The organism is Nesterenkonia sandarakina (assembly GCF_014138825.1).
In the GTDB taxonomy this organism is placed as follows: domain Bacteria; phylum Actinomycetota; class Actinomycetes; order Actinomycetales; family Micrococcaceae; genus Nesterenkonia; species Nesterenkonia sandarakina.
On record NZ_JACJIH010000001.1, the window covers coordinates 459,389 to 478,322 of the forward strand.

At 69.4% G+C, this 18,934-nt stretch carries 17 protein-coding genes and 1 tRNA gene; 11 read left to right on the forward strand and 7 right to left on the reverse strand.

The window, feature by feature from the left end; translation table 11 throughout:
- Positions 1–18: 18 nt before the first annotated feature.
- Entirely contained in the window at positions 19–573 is a 555-nt protein-coding gene (locus HNR24_RS02150) for a helix-turn-helix domain-containing protein (protein WP_058888967.1), read from the forward strand.
- Here the strand turns inward: HNR24_RS02150 and HNR24_RS02155 are convergent.
- Entirely contained in the window at positions 566–1,825 is a 1,260-nt protein-coding gene (locus HNR24_RS02155) for a nicotinate phosphoribosyltransferase (protein ID WP_375139287.1), read from the reverse strand. The two genes, HNR24_RS02150 and HNR24_RS02155, sit on opposite strands and share 8 nt — an antisense overlap.
- A 200-nt stretch (positions 1,826–2,025) precedes the next feature.
- Here HNR24_RS02155 and clpS point away from each other — a divergent pair, with 200 nt between their 5' ends.
- From clpS to HNR24_RS02190, 7 genes are read left to right on the forward strand one after another with little or no spacing between them, the layout of a single operon-like run.
- Entirely contained in the window at positions 2,026–2,337 is a 312-nt protein-coding gene (gene clpS, locus HNR24_RS02160; RefSeq protein ID WP_058888968.1) for an ATP-dependent Clp protease adapter ClpS, read from the forward strand.
- 3 nt (positions 2,338–2,340) lie between these two features.
- Positions 2,341–3,015, forward strand: a complete 675-nt coding sequence (locus tag HNR24_RS02165) for a DUF2017 family protein (RefSeq protein WP_058888969.1) — start codon at positions 2,341–2,343, stop codon at positions 3,013–3,015.
- Complete coding sequence (gene murI, locus HNR24_RS02170) at positions 3,012–3,899, forward strand: glutamate racemase (protein ID WP_058888970.1); 888 nt, start codon at positions 3,012–3,014, stop codon at positions 3,897–3,899. The genes HNR24_RS02165 and murI overlap by 4 nt, the downstream gene beginning before the upstream one ends.
- Positions 3,900–3,917: 18 nt before the next feature.
- Positions 3,918–4,751: an MBL fold metallo-hydrolase gene (locus HNR24_RS02175; RefSeq protein ID WP_058888971.1), complete on the forward strand. Its 834-nt coding sequence runs from the start codon at positions 3,918–3,920 to the stop codon at positions 4,749–4,751.
- Entirely contained in the window at positions 4,748–5,488 is a 741-nt protein-coding gene (gene rph / locus HNR24_RS02180) for a ribonuclease PH (protein ID WP_058888972.1), read from the forward strand. Before HNR24_RS02175 ends, rph begins: the two co-directional genes overlap by 4 nt.
- On the forward strand, positions 5,485–6,123 hold the full coding sequence (gene rdgB, locus HNR24_RS02185) for an RdgB/HAM1 family non-canonical purine NTP pyrophosphatase (protein ID WP_182494884.1): 639 nt from the start codon (positions 5,485–5,487) through the stop codon (positions 6,121–6,123). Before rph ends, rdgB begins: the two co-directional genes overlap by 4 nt.
- Positions 6,120–7,205 (forward strand): 3'-5' exonuclease, encoded by a 1,086-nt coding sequence (locus HNR24_RS02190; protein ID WP_058888974.1) that lies wholly within the window; start codon positions 6,120–6,122, stop codon positions 7,203–7,205. The genes rdgB and HNR24_RS02190 overlap by 4 nt, the downstream gene beginning before the upstream one ends.
- A 1-nt stretch (position 7,206) precedes the next feature.
- Here the strand turns inward: HNR24_RS02190 and HNR24_RS02195 are convergent, their stop codons facing one another.
- A complete protein-coding gene (locus tag HNR24_RS02195; protein ID WP_058888975.1) occupies positions 7,207–8,130 on the reverse strand; it encodes an ADP-ribosylglycohydrolase family protein in 924 nt (307 codons plus the stop codon).
- A gap of 67 nt (positions 8,131–8,197) precedes the next feature.
- On the opposite strand from HNR24_RS02195, the gene HNR24_RS02200 reads away from it, so the two are divergent.
- Genes HNR24_RS02200 through HNR24_RS02210 form a run of 3 tightly spaced genes read left to right on the forward strand, consistent with a single transcriptional unit; the run spans position 8,198 to position 13,967 of the window.
- A complete protein-coding gene (locus tag HNR24_RS02200; RefSeq protein ID WP_058888976.1) occupies positions 8,198–9,385 on the forward strand; it encodes a metallophosphoesterase family protein in 1,188 nt (395 codons plus the stop codon).
- The gene (locus HNR24_RS02205) at positions 9,382–12,588 is read left to right on the forward strand and encodes an AAA family ATPase (protein WP_182494885.1); all 3,207 of its coding nucleotides are present in this window, start codon (positions 9,382–9,384) and stop codon (positions 12,586–12,588) included. Before HNR24_RS02200 ends, HNR24_RS02205 begins: the two co-directional genes overlap by 4 nt.
- Positions 12,585–13,967: a hypothetical protein gene (locus HNR24_RS02210; RefSeq protein WP_058888978.1), complete on the forward strand. Its 1,383-nt coding sequence runs from the start codon at positions 12,585–12,587 to the stop codon at positions 13,965–13,967. The genes HNR24_RS02205 and HNR24_RS02210 overlap by 4 nt, the downstream gene beginning before the upstream one ends.
- A gap of 9 nt (positions 13,968–13,976) precedes the next feature.
- Here the strand turns inward: HNR24_RS02210 and HNR24_RS02215 are convergent, their stop codons facing one another.
- The 5 genes from HNR24_RS02215 to bcp all read right to left on the reverse strand — a co-directional run bounded on the left by HNR24_RS02215 (position 13,977) and on the right by bcp (position 18,877).
- The gene (locus HNR24_RS02215) at positions 13,977–14,765 is read right to left on the reverse strand and encodes an alpha/beta fold hydrolase (RefSeq protein ID WP_182494886.1); all 789 of its coding nucleotides are present in this window, start codon (positions 14,763–14,765) and stop codon (positions 13,977–13,979) included.
- Between the two features lie 3 nt (positions 14,766–14,768).
- Positions 14,769–16,280: a malate:quinone oxidoreductase gene (locus HNR24_RS02220; protein WP_083504899.1), complete on the reverse strand. Its 1,512-nt coding sequence runs from the start codon at positions 16,278–16,280 to the stop codon at positions 14,769–14,771.
- 118 nt (positions 16,281–16,398) lie between these two features.
- Positions 16,399–18,045, reverse strand: a complete 1,647-nt coding sequence (locus HNR24_RS02225; RefSeq protein WP_182494887.1) for an ABC transporter substrate-binding protein — start codon at positions 18,043–18,045, stop codon at positions 16,399–16,401.
- A 58-nt stretch (positions 18,046–18,103) separates the two neighbouring features.
- A tRNA-Leu gene (locus tag HNR24_RS02230) sits at positions 18,104–18,187 on the reverse strand.
- Positions 18,188–18,409: 222 nt separating this feature from the next.
- A complete protein-coding gene (gene bcp / locus HNR24_RS02235) occupies positions 18,410–18,877 on the reverse strand; it encodes a thioredoxin-dependent thiol peroxidase (RefSeq protein WP_182494888.1) in 468 nt (155 codons plus the stop codon).
- Between the last annotated feature and the right edge of the window lie 57 nt (positions 18,878–18,934).

The window sequence follows — 18,934 nt, forward strand, 5'->3', positions numbered from 1 at the left end:
AGTGCTCAGACTGGGAGCATGGAAGAACTCGCTCAGCTGGGCCTGCGGCTGCGATCGGCGCGCACCAGTCGTGGTTGGACCCTGGACCGGCTCGCCCGCGGCGCGGGAATCTCACCGAGCACCCTCTCGCGCCTGGAATCGGGCAAGCGCCAGGCCAGCCTGGAGCTGCTGCTGCCGGTCACGCGCTGCCTGGGCATCACGGTGGATGAGCTGCTGGTCTCTTCCAGTCCGGACCCGCGGGTGCAGCGCGATGCCTGGGAGCGCAACGGCATGCTCGTGCAGCCGCTCTCCCCAGAATCATCTCCGGTGCACACCTACAAGATCAGCTACGTGCCGCGCCCGCCGCTTCCAGAGCTGGGCAGCCACGACGGCTATGAGTGGCTCTACGTGCTCACAGGACGCCTGCGTCTGCAGCTCGGGGAGGAGGAGATCCTGCTCGGGCCCGGCGAGGCCGCCGAGTTCGACACGCTGCGCCCGCATGGGCTCAGCGCTGTGGGGCCGGAGAACGCCGAGGTCATCTGCATCCTCAATGACGCTGCCGTGAACCGGCACACCTCAGACGCGGTCAGCTGAAGATCGTGGGCAGCACCGGGTCCCCGTGCTGCAGACGCTTGGCGGCAGGCGGGAGCTCGGCCAGGGACGCGGCGTGTCGGCGCTGCGCGTTGGCCACTCCCGCCGCGCCGACATGTTCGGCGGCGATGACCCCGTCACGGACCAGCGGCGCCATCAGCTCGCGAGTGTCCCGGTCCGCGAGATGCGGGGCAGCCCCGACCCCGATCAGCTCGGCATCGGCGCGCCCGGTCTCATCCAGGCGGCGCAGCGGATGTTTCACCCCGCCCACGCTGGACTTGCCCGGGGCGTTCTTCGCCACGGCGACCGCGGCGCCGTCGTCGTCGGTGCGGGAGACCAGCTTGTAGACCATCGCGGCGGTGGGGGAGCCGCCACCGGTGACCAGCTTCGTGCCCACCCCGTAGGAGTCCACCGGAGCCGACTGCAGGCGCGCGATGGCGTGTTCGTCGAGATCCGAGGAGACGATGATCCGGGTGCCGGTATTGCCCAGGGAGTCCAGCAGCGCACGCACCTCCCCGGCCTGCTCCACCAGGTCTCCTGAGTCCAGCCGGACTGCACCCAGCTCGGGACCGGCGATGGACGCCGCCCGGCGCACCGCCGTCTCCACGTCGTAGGTGTCCACCAATAGGGTGGTGCCCGGACCGAAGGCTCGGACCTGGGCTTCGAAGGCCTCCTCCTCCGAGTCGTGGAGCAGCGTGAAGGCATGGGCTGCCGTGCCCAGGGTGGGCAGGCCCCAGCGGCGCCCGGCCTCCAGGTTCGAGGTGGCGCTGAAGCCGGCGACGGCGGCCGCCCGGGCCGCCGCGACGGCGCTGAACTCCTGGGTGCGGCGAGATCCCATCTCCACACAGGGCCGGTCCCCGGCGGCCACGGTCATCCGGGAGGCCGCCGAGGCGATGGCAGAGTCATGGTTGAGCACGGAGAGCACATAGGTCTCCAGCAGGCAGGCCTCCGCGAAGCTCGCCTCCACGCGCAGCACCGGGGAGTCTGGCATGAAGACCTCGCCCTCGGCGTAGCCGTGGATGTCCCCGGAGAACCGGTAGTCGGTGAGGAACTCCAACGTGGGCTCATCCACGATGCCGCGTGCGCGCAGCCAGTCGATCTCGGGCCCGCCGAAGCGGAACTCCTCCAGGCCTTCGAGCATCCGCCCGGTGCCGGCGAGGACGCCGTAGCGCCGGCCCGCCGGAAGGTGCCGGGTGAAGACCTCGAAGACGCAGCGCCGCCCGGCGGCCCCGGAGGCCAGCGCCGCCTGAACCATGGTGAGCTCATACTGGTCGGTGAGCAGGGCGGTGGAGGGCACAGCGGCCGGGACAGGGGTGGCCGGTGCGGCGGCTTTGGGGGCTGCTGGTGCGGCGGCGGCGAGCCCGGACGACGCGCCGGCAGCTGAGCTGGCGCGGGCAGCGTCGGACTGGGGGGAGTCAGATTGAGGTGTCACAGCCCCAGCGTAGAATACGGAGCATGAGTTCAGCCCAAGGATCCACGCTCAGCCGTGAGGAGACTGACCTCGATCCCGAGTTCTCCCAGCTCCTCTCCGCCGCGCGCCCCTACCAGGTGGTCGTCTGGAACGACCCGGTGAATCTGATGACCTACGTCAGCTGGGTCTTCCGCAGCTACTTCGGGCATTCCAAGGCCCGGGCGGAGCAGCTGATGATGCAGGTCCACCAGAAGGGCCGCGCCGTGGTCTCCCACGGTCCGCGGGAGAAGGCGGAGCAGGACGTGACGGCGATGCACCAGTACGGCCTGCAGGCCACCCTGGAAGAGGTCGAGTAGTCCGTGGCCACAGCCTTCCGTGCCACCACCAAGGGATACCGAGCAGATCTGGAACAGCATGAACGACGGCTGCTCAGCTCGCTCTGCGCCGACGTGATCCAGCTTCTCGAGAGCCGCGAGGAGGACTCTGCGCTCGAGAAGAACCCTGCCCCTGAGACCACCGCTGCGTCTGAGACGGCCTCGGCCGAGGCCGCCCCGGCTCCCGCCGAGGATCCCGCCTTCGCGCACTTCCGGGCGGAGCTCGCAGGCCTGGGCAGTGAGGAGCCGCTGACCCCGCCGGAGGATGAGGTCCTGCGGCGACTGCTGCCCGATGCCTCGAGCGACCCGGAGCAGGCCGGGCAGTTCCGCCGGCTCAGCGAGAACTCGCTGCGCGGCGCGAAGATCGCCGATCTGCGCACCGCGCGGATGCTGCTGGAGAGCACCCCGATCAGCGTGGACGAGGATCTCGCCCCGGTCTTCGGCCGGGCGCTCAACGATCTGCGGCTGACCCTGGCGACCCGGCTCCGGCTGGAGACCCCCGAGGACGCGGAACGTGTCCACCGGCTGGCCGGCGGCTCGAGCAGCAAGGACACCGAGTCCTTCATGGCGGAGATCTACACCTTCATCACCTGGCTGCAGGAGACCCTGTTCAGCGCGATGACCGAGTTCCTCCCGGAACCCGGGACATCGTCTCGATGAGCGCCGCTGCTCCGGTCGGGATCTTCGATTCCGGTGTCGGCGGACTCACCGTGGCCCGCGCCGTGCTGGACCAGCTTCCGGGGGAGTCGATCACCTATCTCGGGGACACCGCCCACGGCCCCTACGGTCCGCTGCCCATCGCCCGGGTCCGGGCCCATGCGCTGGGTGTCATGGATGAGCTCGTGGACTCCGGTGTGAAGGCCCTGGTCATCGCGTGTAACTCCGCCTCGGCGGCCGTGCTGCGCGATGCCCGGGAACGCTACACCGATCGGCGCGGGATCCCCGTGGTCGAGGTCATCCAGCCCGCCGTGCGCCGCGCCGTCTCGGCCACCCGCAATGGTCGCATCGGGGTCATCGGGACCTCCGCCACGGTGAGCTCCGGGGCCTATGAGGACACCTTCGCGGCCGCCCCGGCGCTGCAGATCACCACCGCGGCCTGTCCGCGGTTCGTGGAGTTCGTCGAACGCGGCGTCACCACCGGAGACGAGCTGCTCGCCGCGGCAGAGCAGTACCTCGCCCCGCTGAAGCGCGCCGGCGTCGACACACTGGTGCTCGGCTGCACGCACTACCCGCTGCTCACCGGCGTGATCTCCTTCGTGATGGGTCAGGAGGTCACCCTGGTCTCCTCCGCGGAGGAGACCGCCAAGGACCTCTACCGCGCGCTGACCCGCCAGGATCTGCAGCGCCGAGCCGCCGCGCCTGCCGAGCCCGGACATACCTTCCTCGCCACCGGCGACGCAGCGGCGTTCGCCCGGCTCGCCCGACGCTTCCTGGGTCCCGAGGTGCGCAGCGTGCAACAGGTGGCCCATGTGCGGGAGGCCTATCCCACCGGTGTGATCGCCCGGATCTCCCCCGCTATGCTGGCCGGAGCGCAGGATGACTGAAGGGGAGCCCGCCAGCATATGAAACTCACCATCATCGGGTGCAGCGGGTCCTTCCCCGGCCCGGAGTCCCCGGCCTCGTGCTACCTGCTCACCGCCCAATATCAGGGCCGGACCTGGCGGGTCGTCGTGGATCTGGGCAATGGTGCCCTGGGCAAACTGCAGCAGCACCTCGCGCTGGAAGACATCGACGCCGTGTGCCTGTCCCACCTGCACCCGGACCACTACATGGACCTCTGCGGACTCCACGTGGCCATCCGCTGGCGACCCGGCGGCTGGCCCGGCAAGCACGTCCCGGTCTATGGCCCCTCCACCACGGATCAACGGATCGCCAGTGCCTACGGGATGGACCCCAATCCCGGGATGCACCCCGACTTCGACTTCCAGACCTGGCGGCCGCGGCAGGCCGAGACCATCGGGCCCTTCACCATCACCCCGGTCCCGGTGCGCCACCCGATCGAGGAGGCCTATGCGCTGCGGATCGACATCGCCGCCGAGGCCTCGGCGGATGCTCGCGAGCACACGCTGACCTATTCCGGTGACACCGACGCCTGTGACGGGCTCATCGAAGCAGCTCGGGACGCCGATGTCTTCCTCTGCGAAGCCGCCTTCGAGGACGGCCGTGACGACCACATCGAGGGCGTGCACCTGAACGGGCACCGCGCGGGAGTCATGGCACGCTCCGCCGGGGTGGGACGGCTGCTGCTGACCCACATCCCGGTCTGGACCTCGCAGCGGGTGCTGCTGGCCAAGGCACGCGAAGAATACGCAGGCGACCTCGCCGTCGCCGTCGCCGGTGTCACCTATGAGATCGGCGCGACCACCACCCACCACCAGGGAGAGACCAAGCAGTGAGCATCACCACCCTTCGGACCGACGGACGCGCAGCGGATGAGCTGCGCCCGGTCACCATCACCCGGAACTGGAACGCGCACGCGGAGGGATCCGCGCTGATCGAATTCGGCGGGACCCGGGTGCTGTGCACCGCGTCCTTCGAGTCCAACGTGCCGCGCTGGCTCAAGGGGCAGGGCTCCGGCTGGGTCACCGCCGAGTATGCGATGCTCCCGCGGGCCACCAACACCCGCTCCGGGCGGGAGTCCGTGAGGGGGAAGATCGGTGGGCGCACCCACGAGATCTCCCGGCTGATCGGTCGCTCGCTGCGCGCCGTGGTGGACACCAAGGCGCTGGGCGAGAACATGATCACCCTGGACTGCGACGTGCTCCAGGCCGACGGCGGAACCCGCACCGCCGCGATCACCGGCGCCTACGTGGCGCTGGTCGACGCGGTGGAGTGGGCGCGGCAGCAAGGTCACGTCTCCAAGCGCGCGGAGGTGCTCAAGGACTCCATCGCGGCGATCTCGGTCGGGGTGCTCCCCGACGGGCAGGCTGTGCTGGACCTTCCCTACTCGGAGGACTCCACAGCAGAGACCGACATGAACGTGGTGGTCACCGGCTCGGGGGACTTCGTGGAGATCCAGGGCACCGCCGAGGGTGCGCCGTTCAAACGTGAGGAGCTGGATCGCCTGCTCGATCTCGCCCTGGGCGGGACCGACCGGCTCGCGCAGCTGCAGCGGGAGGCGCTGGCCCAGTGACAGCAAGGATCGTCCTGGCCACCCGCAACCAGGGCAAGCTGCGGGAGTTCCGTGCCCTGCTCAGTGCCAGTCCGCAGCTCCAGGGCCGGGATCTCGACGCTGAGGTGATCGATGCCGCGACCGCAGGCTGTCCCGACGTCCCGGAGACCGGGATCAGCTTTGAGGAGAACTCGCTGCTGAAAGCCCGCGCCGTCGCCGCACAGACCGGTCTGCCTGCCGTGGCTGATGACTCCGGACTGGCCGTGGAGGTCCTCGGCGGGGCACCAGGGATCTTCTCCGCCCGGTGGGCCGGGGCGCGTGCCTCCGATGAGGCCAACCTGAGGCTGCTGCTGGAGCAGCTCGCCGATATCGCACCGGCACACCGCAGCGCCGCCTTCGTCTGCGTGGCCTCGCTGGTGATCCCCGACGCGCAGGGTGGCCCGCTGCGGGAGTTCACCACCACCGGGCGTTTGGAGGGCACGCTGCTGCGCGAGCCGCAGGGCCTGGGCGGCTTCGGCTACGACCCGATCCTGCAGCCCGCGGGGGAGACCCGCAGCACCGCCGAGCTCTCGATGCAGGAGAAGAACGCGATCTCACACCGGGGCAAGGCCTTCGCGGCGCTGCGGGAGCACGTGGTGGAGGCGCTCGGCGCGTGAGAGGTCTGGACTTCACCGCCGTGGACTTCGAGACGGCCAACGGCTTCCGCGGCTCGCCCTGCGCCATCGGTCTGGTCAAGATTCGCGACGGCCAGGAGGTCGGCAGCTTCTACTCCGCGATGCGTCCACCGGAGGGCTTCGACCGGTTCGATCCGCATAATGTCGCGATCCATGGGATCACCCCGGACGCGGTGGCTCAGGCCCCGCGCTTCGGGGAGCTCTTCGAGCAGATCCACCGCTTCATCGGCGAGGACGTGCTGGTCGCACACAACGCGGCCTTCGACATCGAGGTCTTCGAAGCCGCGCTGGAGGTCAGCGGACTGGACTCCCCGGGACTGAGCTGCCTGTGCTCGGTCCGGCTCTCCCGGGCGAACTACCAGCTTCCCTCCCACGCGCTTCCCAAGGCGGCCGCGGAGGCTGGGTATCACCTCACCGCGCACCACTACGCGCTGGACGACGCGCGGGCCTCGGCCGCTGTGGTCTGCGACATCGCGAGCAGGCGCGCCGTCGGGTCCACCCACCGGCTCTTCAAGGACTGTGGGATCGAGCCACGGACCATGGAGTCCTGGCAGGGCCGGCGCCCCCGTGAATCGCGGGCGACCCGGCAGGTGCGCACCATGGCGCACCTCTTCGATGCCCGACTCCCGGCACCGCCGCCGCGCCATATGCCCGACCTGATGCGCTGGCAGGATGAGGGCAAGAACCTCCCGCCATCCTCCGTGGCCGACCCGGGGCACCCGCTGTTCTCCCAGCAGATCGCCTTCACCGGAAACCTCTCGATCCCGCGCGCCGAGGCCAAGGAGCTGGTCGCCGCAGTGGGTGCGGCGACTGCCTCCCGGGTCACCGCCGGCACCACGCTGCTGGTGGTGGGGGACGGGTTCGAAGCCTGGGAGCTCAGCACGCCGGAGCGGTCTGCTCCGCTGCGCAGCAGCAAGGCCCGCGCTGCGCTGCGCCGACAGGCCGAGGGCCAGCCGCTGCGGCTCATCGCCGAGGAAGAGTTCCGCGCGCTGCTGGGACCGGACTGGCCGGTGCCCGCCCCCGCCCAGGACACGGCGTCTGCACCGGCTGAGTCGGACCGGTGAGTCAGCGCGCGCGGGTGACCTCTTCCCAGTTCCGGGCGAGCTCGCCGATCACCGAGTAGACATCCGGGGTGGCGGGATCGGTGACGCTGTCATGGCGGCCCAGAGGTGAACCCACCGACGTCGACGCGCCTCCCGTGGACGCGCCTCCCGACGGCGCTGCTGACGGCGCTGCTGACGGCGCTGCCCCGGCGTCCATCCCGGCCGCAGCAAGCAGCTGGCGCTCCAGGATCGCGGCGACGTCGTCGTCGAGTCCGTCGGTGATCGCCCGCCGCTCCCGCTCGCTGGTCTCCGGGGACTCCGGTGCCGCGGCGTCGGTGGCGAGCCGGTGCACCAGATCCGCGAGCGCCGCGGCCTTCTCCAGCAGATCTGGATGTCCGTGGGTCAGCGAGAGGGCCTGACGCGTCCAGGTGCTGCGCATCGAGGCGTCGATATAGGGGACCAGACCGATCGGCACAGCGCGCAGCAGCGCCGTGTCATCGGTGGTCTCTGGCTGTGCCGGGGCACTCGGATAGGACATCTGCCCGTGACTGAGTCCGCGCAGGCTGATCGCGCCAGATCCGTGCCGGACGGTGAGCCGGCGCTGCCCGCGCAGCTGCTGCAGCTGCTGGTCCAGCCGGCGGGCGGGCGGCTGTGGGGCCTGCTCCGGGTAGGACCCGGTGATCAGTCGGTACCAGCGCAGCGAACCGAGCCACATGCAGGCCAGCGGATCGGCGCCGAGTCCCTGGCGGCTCCAGTCCAGCAGCTCGAGCAGGCCGTCCGCGGTGCACATCTGGTGCAGCACCTCGGCGTGCAGGGCCACAGCGGAGGCCTCCGCGGCAGCATTGCCCGAGGCCGCAGGCGACGCGGAGGTCTGCGGTGTCGAGGGTTCCACGGCGGCGGCCAGCACCGGGCCGAAGCGACTGATCAGTATCTCGGCGGTTTCCACCCTTTCAGAATAGTCTCCTGCGGGGTGGTGCTCAGGCCATGTCCGTGCCAGCCGATAGCGTGGGGGCATGCGCTGGCTACACACCTCGGACTGGCACCTCGGTCGCGGCTTCCATGGTCATTCTCTGCGCTCCGAGCAGGAGCAGATGCTGGAGACGATCTGCGCCGCGGTGACCGAGCACCAGGTGGACGTGCTGCTGATCGCCGGAGACATCTATGACCGCGCACTGCCGCCGGAATGGGCCGTGGCGGCGCTGGAGGAGGCGCTGCAGCGCATCACCGAGGGCGGTGCACAGGTGATCATCACCCCTGGAAACCATGACTCTGCCGCGCGTCTGGGTTTCGGGCGCGGTCTGATGCGCGGCTCCGGGGTGCACATCCGCAGCGCGCTGAGTGAGGCGTGGACCCCGGTGGAGGTCACCGAGCCCGACGGCGGGCAGACCCTGGTCTACGGCATCCCTTATCTGGAGCCTCAGCTCTTCGCGCCGAGTCTGGGGCTGGACCGCGGCCACCACACCGGCGTCACCGCCGAGGTGATCCGCAGGATCTGGGAAGACGTGGAACGACGTCGAGTCAGCGGCTCGGAGCCCACAGTTGTCCTGATGGCCCACCTCTTCGCGGCGGCTGGCGCAGCCTCGGACTCGGAGCGCAACATCGGCGTCGACGCGGCCGCCGGGGACCGGCCGGAGCATCACGAGGAGAGCATCGGTGGTCTCGCCGTGGTGCCTCTGGAGCTTTTCGAGGGTTTCGACTACGTGGCGCTGGGCCATCTGCATGGGCGCCAGCGGCTGTCCGGGACCGTGCGCTACAGCGGCTCCCCGCTGCGGCTCTCCTTCTCCGAGACCAGGCAGGCCAAGGGAGCCTGGCTCTGGGACTCCGGCTCGGGGGAGCCGGCCCAGCCTCTGGACTGGAGCATCGGTCGACCCCTGGCTCAGCTGGAACTGCCCCTGGAGGAGCTGCTCGCCCCGGAGACCGTGGAGCTGCACCGAGAGTCCTATCTCCAGATCAAGCTCACCGATCCGATCCGGCCGGCGCGCGCCTTCCAACGCCTGCAGGAGGTGTACCCCTATATGGCCTCGTTCTCGCACACCGGCCGCCAAGACGCCCCGCATCGGACGTATTCGGCGAAGGTGGAGCGGGCCCGCACCGACACCGAGGTGGTCGAGGGCTTTCTGGAGCACGTCCGCGGCGGACGCGGAGCCAGCGCCGAAGAAGCCCAGCTGATCGCTGAGGGTCTCCAGGCGGTGCGCTCGTGAAGCTCCACCAGCTCACCCTGCACGCCTTCGGGCCCTTCGCCGGGACCGAAGTTGTCGACTTCGACCGGCTCGGCGCCGACGGCGTGTTTCTGCTTCGCGGGCGCACCGGAGCGGGCAAGACCTCGATCCTGGACGCCATCACCTTCGCGCTCTACGGCGACGTGCCCGGGCAGCGGGACAAAACCCAGCTCAAGAGCACCCACGCGCCCGCGGACAGCGAGCCCTACGTGCAGCTGGAGTTCACCCAGGGCGGGCGTCGCTGCCGGGTCAGGCGCTCCCCGCAGCACGCACGTCCGCAGAAGCGAGACGCCAGCCGGCAGCGGGAGGTGGGGCAGCGCATCGTCGTGGAATTCTTCCAGGACGGCAGCTGGCAGCCCTATACCTCCGGGATTCAGGCCGCCAATGATGAGATGCAGCGTCTGCTCGGCCTGGACCTGCACCAGTTCACCAAGGTCATCCTGCTTCCGCAGGGCGCCTTCGCGCACTTTCTGCATGCCAGCAGCAAGGACAAGCAGGAGCTTCTGGAGCGACTCTTCGACACCGATCGGTTCACCCTGTTGGAGAAGCACCTGCGCGAACTCGCCCGGGAGGCCGAGCAGCAGCTCAAGGACAGCGACACCCGGATCCAGACCCACCGCGAGAACCTCAGCCAGGCGGCACTGGCGATGTTCCCCGTCACTGAGCGGGCCGATGCCGAGGTCGACTCTGCCGGGCAGGAGCAGCTTCCCGGGCTGCCCGAGGCGGAGACCGCCGAGCCGCCGCAGCTGACCGAGGCGGAGACTGCCGAGCCGCCGCAGCTGACCGAGGCGGAGCTGACGGAACTGACCGAATCAGAGCTGACCGAACGCGTCACCCAAGCCATCGAGGCTCGACGCGCTCAGCTGCACCAGGACTCCGCACAGGCCGACTCTGCCGCGCAGGCCGCGACTTCCGCGGATGCGGAGCTGCGAGTCCAGGAGGAGGAGCTGCGCCGGTTCGCTGAGCATGAGGCACGGCTGGCGGCGCATCGGGAGCAGGGGCCACGGGTGGCAGCGCTGCGGGATGCGCTGCGACGGCATGAATCCGCGCAGCTCATCCAGAGCTGGTTCACGGCCGCCGCCGAGGCGGTGCAGGACCACCGACGCGCCGTCCACGCCGCCGTCACCGCCACCGAGTCGGCCGAGTCCGCCCTGGGCATCTTCGCGGCGCGGCAGCCGGCGGAGATCTCTGCCCGCAGGCTCCTCGCCGGAGAACACGATGCGCAGCACAGTGCTCAGCCGGAACCTGCGGCGCTCACCGCCGCGGTGGAGGAGCTGATCGCACTGCGCGCCCGGCTCTCCGATGAAGACGCCGGTCAGTTCGAGGCTCGGCTCACCGAAGTCTCCGCGCAGATCTCTGGCTCCGAGCAGCAGCAGGAGCAGACAGAGGCCGAGGCCGCGCAGCTGACCGGGCAGCAACAGGCACTGGACGCCACGCATCAGGACCTGCAGGCACAGCTGGAGGACCCAGAGGAGCTCGAGAGTGCGCGGGATCTGGCGCGCGCGGCCACCGGCTCGCTGACCCAACGGCTGCAGACCCAGCGCACCCGGGGCCAGATCTCAGCCCGCTGTGAGCTGTGGCGGGCACGCCAGGACGAGCGCGAGCAGGCCCACATTCAGGCGAAGGCCCGGCACCAGCAGCGCCTGGCGAGCTACCTGCGCAACCTCGCCCTGCAGCTGGCCGGAGAGCTCGAAGCTGGAGAGCCGTGCCTGGTCTGCGGGTCCACCGAGCACCCGCATCCAGCCGTGGACGAAGACTCCTCCATCACCCAGGCAGAGGTGGAACAGACTCAGCTGGAGCTCCAGACGGCGCGGGACGAGCTCAGCGAGGCCCAGATCGAACTGCGCAGCCTCAGCGAACAGCTCGAGGCGGTGCACGCCGAGCTTGCCGAGCACGCGAAGCTCAGCGTCACCGACACCGAGGCCGAGCTGGCTCGGGCGCAGGAGGCGCTGGAGGCCGCCGAGCGGCGCAGGTCCGACCAGCGCGAGCTGCGCAGCCAGCTCGACGCCAACGCCGCGCAGCGGCAACGCGTGCAGACCCGCCTTCTCGAGGCCCGGCACGGTGCCCAGCAGGCCCAGGCCGCGCTCGTCCAACAGCGCGCGCAGGTCAGCGAGCTTGAAGCGGCGCTGGAGGGGCTGCGCGGAGACTACGACTCCCTGGCCCTGCGCCGCGAGTCCCTTGAGCAGGTGCTCGGCGAGCTGCGATTCGCCCTGACACAGCTCGAGGCCGCAACCCTCCAGCGGTCCCACCGGGACCGCGCACAGGCCAGCGCCTCCGCCCAGCTCGAGAGCTCGGAGTTCACCGAGCAGGCCCAGCTGGGGGCCGCGCTCTTGGACCAGTCGACGCTGCACCGCGATCAAGACACCGTCACGACCTGGGACGAGCTGAAGCACCAGCTCGACTACGAGTCTGAGCAGGAGTCCGTCCAGGCCGGCCGGCGTCGTCAGCTCGAGGGGCAGACCCGCCCCGACGCCGAAGAGCTGCACCGCGCGGGGGAGCTCAGTGCCGCCGCGGCGCAGGCCCTACATGATGCGGGAGCCGCTCAGCTGCGCTTCCAGGCCCAGTGCGAGACCGTCGAGGACCACATCGGCAAACTCGAGTCGGCTCTGCGCCACCGCGACTCCGCCCTGGGTGAGCAGCGCAGGAGGAGCGAGCTGGCAGCCACCATCAACGGGGCAGGCCCGGAGAACACGCTGCGGATGACGCTGACCACCTTCGTGCTGGCCGCGCGCCTGGAACGCGTGGCAGAAGCAGCCACGCGGCACCTGGCCACCATGTCAGAGGGCAGGTACCGGCTCCACCACAGCGATGAGGCAGGCGGACGCGGGCTGCGCGGACTGGAGCTGAAGGTCCACGATGACCACAGCGACGTGGAGCGGCCCACCTCCTCGCTCTCCGGCGGGGAGACCTTCATGGCCTCGCTCGCGATGGCGCTGGGCCTGGCCGAGGTGGTCCAATCAGAGTCCGGTGGCATCGGCATGGAGTCCCTGTTCATCGATGAGGGGTTCGGCTCACTGGATGAAGACACCTTGGAACACGTGATGAGCGCGCTGTACCGGCTCCAGGGGGAGGGTCGCCGGGTGGGGCTGGTCAGCCACGTCACCGAGATGCACCGCGCGATCCCGACCCAGCTGCGCATCCACCGGCATCGCGCCGGATCGACCACCGAGATGGTCATCCCGTGAGCGGCCAGCCTCCCTGGGCCGCAGCCGTCTCGCTCGCCGCGCGGATGCCGGGACCCATGCTGCCGGTGGGGGTCATGGCCGCCGCTGCGGCCAGCACCGGTTCGATGTTCACCACCGCCACGCTCACCGCCGCCGGGCTGATCGGCCTCTCGATCTCCGCCCCGTCCGCCAGCGCGGGCGCGGAGCGCTTCGGGACGCGCAACGTGCTGCTGGTCAGCGCCATCGTGCATGTGCTGATGCTGGTGCTGATGGTGAGCAGCGTAGATCGGCTCACCCGAGGTGACACTCTCGCCTCCAACGCCACCATCTACACGCTGCTGCTGATCTTCACCCTGATCGCGGGCCTGAGCACCCCCGCGGTGGCCACCTTCAGCCGTGCCGGGAGTTGGGCCGGGGAAGCAGGCATCTCGGTGCGGCACGGGCTGCGTGTCCAGGGTCGGCTCGACGACGCCGCCCTCGTGGCAGCACCGATTCTGCTCACCGTGCTGAGCTTCAGCGTGGGGCCCACCGTCGGACTGCTCAGTTCCGCGGTGCTCACCGCGGTGGCGGTGCCGCTGTACGCGGTGGAGCGTGCACACCTCACCGAGGCTCCCGTGGAATCCGCGCGGCTGCCCCTGGCGGGAGCCGAATCCGCCCAGCAGCTTCTTCTGGAACACCATGGACTTGCGTCCGCAGCGCAGACATCCGCGTCAGCCGCACGTAGACCCGAGTCAGTGGCACAGACGCCGGGAGCGGGCGTTCCGGCAGCGGAATCCGATCCCGGCTGGGCGCGAGGCCTCAGCACGGGGATCACCTTGGCCGCCGCACTGGGACTTGTCCTGGGAGGTCTCTGGATCTCGGTGCTGGATGCGGCGCAGCCCCTGAGCCGACCCAGCGTGTTCGCCCTGGTCATCGGGCTGATGGCGGCTGCAGGGGTGCTCTGTGCCCGCTGGCGACCAGCGGGGTTCACCGACCCGCTGACCCTGCGTCGACGGCGGCTGCATGTCCTCTTGCTGGTGGTGCTCAGTCTGCTGATGGTGGTGCTTGCGGCGCTGTTGCCGGCTGGGACGTGGACACTGGTGACGCTCAGCGGTCTCGCGGTGCTGCAATCGGCCGCTCTGGGACGGCTGGTCCTGGGACTCTATGCCGGGCTGGCGATCTCGGTGCCCACCGGTCGGCTCGCCGTCGCGACCCCGGCGGTTGCCGGGGGAGTGTTGCTGGGGATCGCCCTGGGGCTCACGCTCGCCGGGATCGCCGCCGACGAGATCGGCCTCGGTGCCGCGGCCGCAGTGGTCACCGCGGGCAGCCTGCTGGCCGCCGTCGTGGTGTTCTCGGGTCAGCTCTGGGGCAGCCCGGAGTCCCGCACGGATACCGCCGCTGGCCTTCCGCGCGGTGAATGAGCCCCCGGTTCAGGCGCTCTGCAGGAAGCTGACTACTGCCTTCTTATAGTCCCTCGAGGTCACCGCGTTGATGTGATCGCGCTCGGGAATCTGCAGGAACGCGGCGACGGCCCCCTGGGCGGTGACTAGCGGCACCAGGGAGGCCGCCTCAGCGGCGATCTCATCCTGCGATCCGGCCACCACCAGCGTGGGCACCGGCGGCACGGTCGCGGCGGGGTCATAGGAGTCCACCGAGAGGCTCAGCAGCAGCTCCACGGTATGTGGCACATTCGCGCCGGGCAGCGCGCCGGCCAGCGTCACCAGGTTCCGGGTCAGATCGTCGACCGGGCGCACGCCCTCCTGCACCCAGAGCCGAGCCTGCTTCGCCTTCAGCGCGCCCAGACGATCATCGGTAGGCGATCCTCCCATGATCAGGTGCGTGACCATCTCGGGATGGGCCGCACTGAACTCCCAGGCCAGGCGGGACCCCAGGGAGTATCCGTGCACCGCGACCTGGGGGTGCCCCTGCTCCCGGAGGTGGGCGCTCAGATCCGCGAGGATGTCTGCGACCCGGACATCGACGGGATTGATGTCCTGGGACTCGCCGTGACCGGGAAGGTCCACGGCGATGATGCTGCGTCCGGTGCGCGCCAGCGGATCCAGCCATCCGGTCTTCACCCAGTTGTAGAGCGTGCTGCTCGCGAAGCCGTGGATGAGCAGCACCGGCTGCCCGGTGGGCTCGGAGTGGGTCCAGGTGTGCAGCGTCAGTCCGGACGGGGTCCGGACAGAGTCAGGGGCGGGGAACTCCAAGCGGGGCATGGATCAGGGCTGCAGCTGCAGAGTCTCGACGGTGTCCGCAGTGACCTCGGAGAGCAGCCCCGGGTTGTCGTTGAGTGCCCGTCCGAAGGAAGGCACCATCTGTTCCAGCTTCGGGCGCCAGCGGTCCATCTGCGCCCCGAAGCAGCGCTCAAGCAGCGAGAACATGATCGACGGCGCCGTGGAGGCGCCGGGGGAGGCTCCCAGGAGCCCGGCGATGGAGCCGTCCCGGGCGGAGATTAGCTCGGTGCCGAACTGCAGCACGCCCTTGCCCTTCTCGTTCTTCTTCATCACCTGCACCCGCTGACCGGCGGTGATCATCTCCCAGGCGTCCGAGCCGGCACTGGGGAAGAAGGCGTGCAGCTCTTCGAACTTCGAGCTGGAGGATTTGGTGACCTCCTTGACCAGGTACGTCACCAGATCGGTGTTGTCCTTGCCCACCTGCAGCATCGGCTTCAGGTTGTGCGGACGGACCGAGAGCGGCAGGTCCATGAAGGAGCCGCTCTTGAGGAAGTTCGTGGAGAACCCTGCGTAGGGTCCGAACATCAGCGTGCGCCGACCCTCGACGAAACGGGTGTCCAGGTGCGGCACTGACATCGGGGGAGCGCCCACCGATGCCAGGCCATAGACCTTGGCGTGATGCTTCTCGGCGACCGTCGGGTCGGTGCTGCGCAGGAACTTGCCCGAGACCGGGAACCCGCCGAAGCCCTTGATCTCATCGATGCCCGCACCCTGCAGCAGGCTCAGCGCACCGCCGCCGGCACCGACGAAGACGAAGCGGGCACTGGCCACACTGCGATCTCCGGTGGCCTTGTCCTTGACCTTGATGTCCCAGCGACCGTCCACGCCGCGCTTGACGGACTGGACCTCGTGTCCGTAGCGCAGATCCACACCGTTGCCGCCGAGGTGGGTGGCGAGCTGGCGGGTCAGTGAGCCGAAGTCGACGTCGGTGCCGGTGTCGAACTTGGAGGCGGCGATCCGCTGGGCGGGATCCCGGCCCTCGATCAGCAGCGGCGCCCATTCGGCGATCTCCGCGTGATCCTCGGTGTGCACGATGTCAGAGAAGAGCGGCTGGGCCTTCATCGCCTCGTAGCGGTCCTTGAGGTACTGCGCGTTCTTATCGCCCCAGACGAAGCTGATGTGCGGCAGTCCGTTGATGAAGGTGCGCGGCGAGCCGATCGTCCCGGACTTGACCCAGTGCGAGTACAGCTGCTTGGACACGGTGAACTGCTCGTTGATGCCCTGGGCCTTCGCGGTGGAGACCTTGCCGTCGGCCCCGCGCGGGGTGTAGTTGAGCTCGCACAGCGCCGCATGGCCGGTGCCGGCATTGTTCCAGGGATCGGAGGACTCCTGGCCTGCCTGGTCCAGCGCCTCGAACAGCCCGATGGACCAGTTCGGCTCCAGCTCCTTGAGCAGGGCGCCGAGCGTGGTGGACATGATTCCGGCGCCGATGAGCACGACGTCGAACTTCTGTCCTTCGCTGGACTGCTGAGCGCTTGTCGACGATGACTTGGCCACAGAATTCTCCTTGAGTGTTCCCCCTGATGAGACCCGGGGGTGGTACGTGTTGTCCGTCAATCGACTCTACCCGCGCCCGCGCGGGCCCAGGAAATCCTCCACCCGGCGGTCGCGGTGGCTAATCGGCCGGAACGATGTCCTTGAAGAGCTCGTGCAGCACCGGCGACATAGGATAATCGGCGACGCCGCGGCCCAGCGCCACACCAGAGATCGGATGCACCAGCGGAAGCGCCGGAAGATCCTCGGCGACGAGATCGGCGATCGCCCGGTATAAGTCATTGCGTGACTGCTCTTCGGTCTCGCTGCGCGCACTGCGGATCAGCTCGCGCACCTCGGGGGAGTCGTAGTTGAACTCAGGGGTCTGATGCGAGAACAGCGGACCGAAGAAGGAGTGCGGGGACCGGTACCCGCCGTTGCGTCCCAGCAGGTGCATCGCCCGCTGATCGTCGTCGAGCAGGGCATCGACATACCCGTTGTCCCAGGACACCGGGCGCGGAGTGATGTTGAAGCCGACCGCCGTCAGATCCCGCGCGATCGAGGCGAACACCGCCTCGGGTCGGGGGAAGTAGCTGCGCGTGGCGTTCATCGGGTAGTAGAAGGGCAGCGGCTCGCCGTCGTAGCCGGCGTCGGCCAGCAGCTCCTGCGCCTCCTCGACGTTGTAGTTATAGCGCTGCGCCTGCTCCGAGTGCACACCAAGGGCTGCGGGGGTGAACTGGTAGGCGGGTCGACTGCCTTCGAGGAAGAAGGACTCCACCAAGCTGGTGAGGTTCACGGCGCGCGCCGCGGCCTCCCGCACCTCGGGATCTCCCATGATGGGGTGGTCCAGGTTGAACCCGAGGTAGAGCACGGAGAATGGGTCGCGCTGCAGGATGAGCCGCCCTGACTGGACCAGGGATCGCAGATTCTCGGCGGTGATGTAGTCATAGACGTCGATGCCTCCGCGCTGCAGCTCTCGGAGCCGGTCGAAGGAACGCGGCAGGGTGCGCACCACTGCCCGTTCAGCAGCGGGTCTGCCGTCCCAATAGTCCTCGAACGCCTCGAGCACCACCTCGTCGGCCCCCACGCTGCTCAGCCGGTACGCCCCGGTGCCGCGGGGTTCTCGGGCCAGCAGATCCGGCTCGCTCTCCGAGAGCACCTCGGCGGAGGCGATCCCGAAGGCTGGCATGGCCAGGGCCTCGGGGAGGAAGACCAGCGGCTCCGAGAGGGTCAACCGCACAGTGGTCGAGTCAGGGGCTTCCACGGATTCCAACAGGCAGTCGGGGTCGTCGAAGAATCCGCCGAAGAGCGACTCGAAGGCCAACGTGGTGCGGGCCGGAGCGTCGGATCCCAGAATCTCGTTCATGCGACCCCAGCGCTGGAAGTTCGCCACCACCACCTCGGCGGTCAAGGCGCTGCCGTCGTGGAAGAGGACGTCCTCGCGCAGGGTGAAGGTGTAACGCAGTCCGTCGCGGCTGGTTTCCCAATCGGTGGCCAGCAGCGGCACGGTGGCGCCGGTCTCGCGATCGACCCCGACCAGCGTCTCGAACACCTGCCGGCAGACCCGCTCGGTCTCGGTGTCCACCGCGAGTGCCGGGTCCATCCAGACCACAGAGGACACGGCGGAGAGCACGACGCCGCCCGGGAGCTCTTCCTCAGCGGCTCCCGTGGCGCTGAGCCGGGCCGCCGCCCCCGAGGCGGGCTCAGAGACTGGCCAGTCCAGGGCGCCGGCGGCGCCGGCCAGCCCGAGTGTGCCGAGGAAGCGACGGCGCTGCATGGGTGAGCGCATCTCGGGTCCTTTCGATCGGGGCAGGACCGGCGGGAACTCCGCGACTGGTCTGGCTTCGTGGTGCGGGCGGGGGGACTTGAACCCCCACGTCTAAGACACTGGAACCTAAATCCAGCGCGTCTACCAATTCCGCCACGCCCGCAGTCATCGCCGGAGGTGCCTCCACCTGCTCAGCGACGCCTCAGTCTACAGGAGCGTCTGCTCGCGGGACCGGGCCCGCGCGGCACGTCGCAGAGGGTGCTCCGCGGCCCCCGGGCCGAGGCGCCCAGCCCCGGAGCCGAGGTTCCCAGCGCCTGGGCCGAGGCTTCCGGCACCTGGGGATGGGGCTTCCGGCCCCGGGGATGGGGCAGAGCTCAGGCCGGGCTCAAGCGTTGAGCTTCTCCCGCAGCCGGGCGACGTGACCGGTGGCCTTGACGTTGTACTGGGCCAACGCGACCTTGCCGTCCTCGTCGAGCACGATCGTGGAGCGGATCAGGCCTTCGACCACGCGGCCGTAGTTCTTCTTCTCGCCCCACGCGCCGAAGGACTCCGCCACGGCGTGGTCCTCGTCAGAGAGCAGCGGAAAGCTCAGCGACTGGTCCTGCGTGAACGTCTCCAGGGCTGAGACCGGGTCCGGAGAGATCCCCAGGACCGAGTAGCCCGAGGCGGCCAGGGAGTCCAGCGAATCTCGGAAGTCGCATGCCTGGGTCGTGCAACCGGGGGTGGATGCCTTCGGGTAGAAGTACAGGATGACCTTCTTTCCGCGCAGCTGCTCCAGGCTCAGGGAGTCCCCTCCAGCGGCGGGGAGGGTGAAGTCCGGAGCCTGATCGCCGGTTTCGAGTCGAATGCTCATCGAAGTCCTTTCAAAGGGAGTGCTGATGCGCCGGAATCGGCCTATCCGTAGACTAGT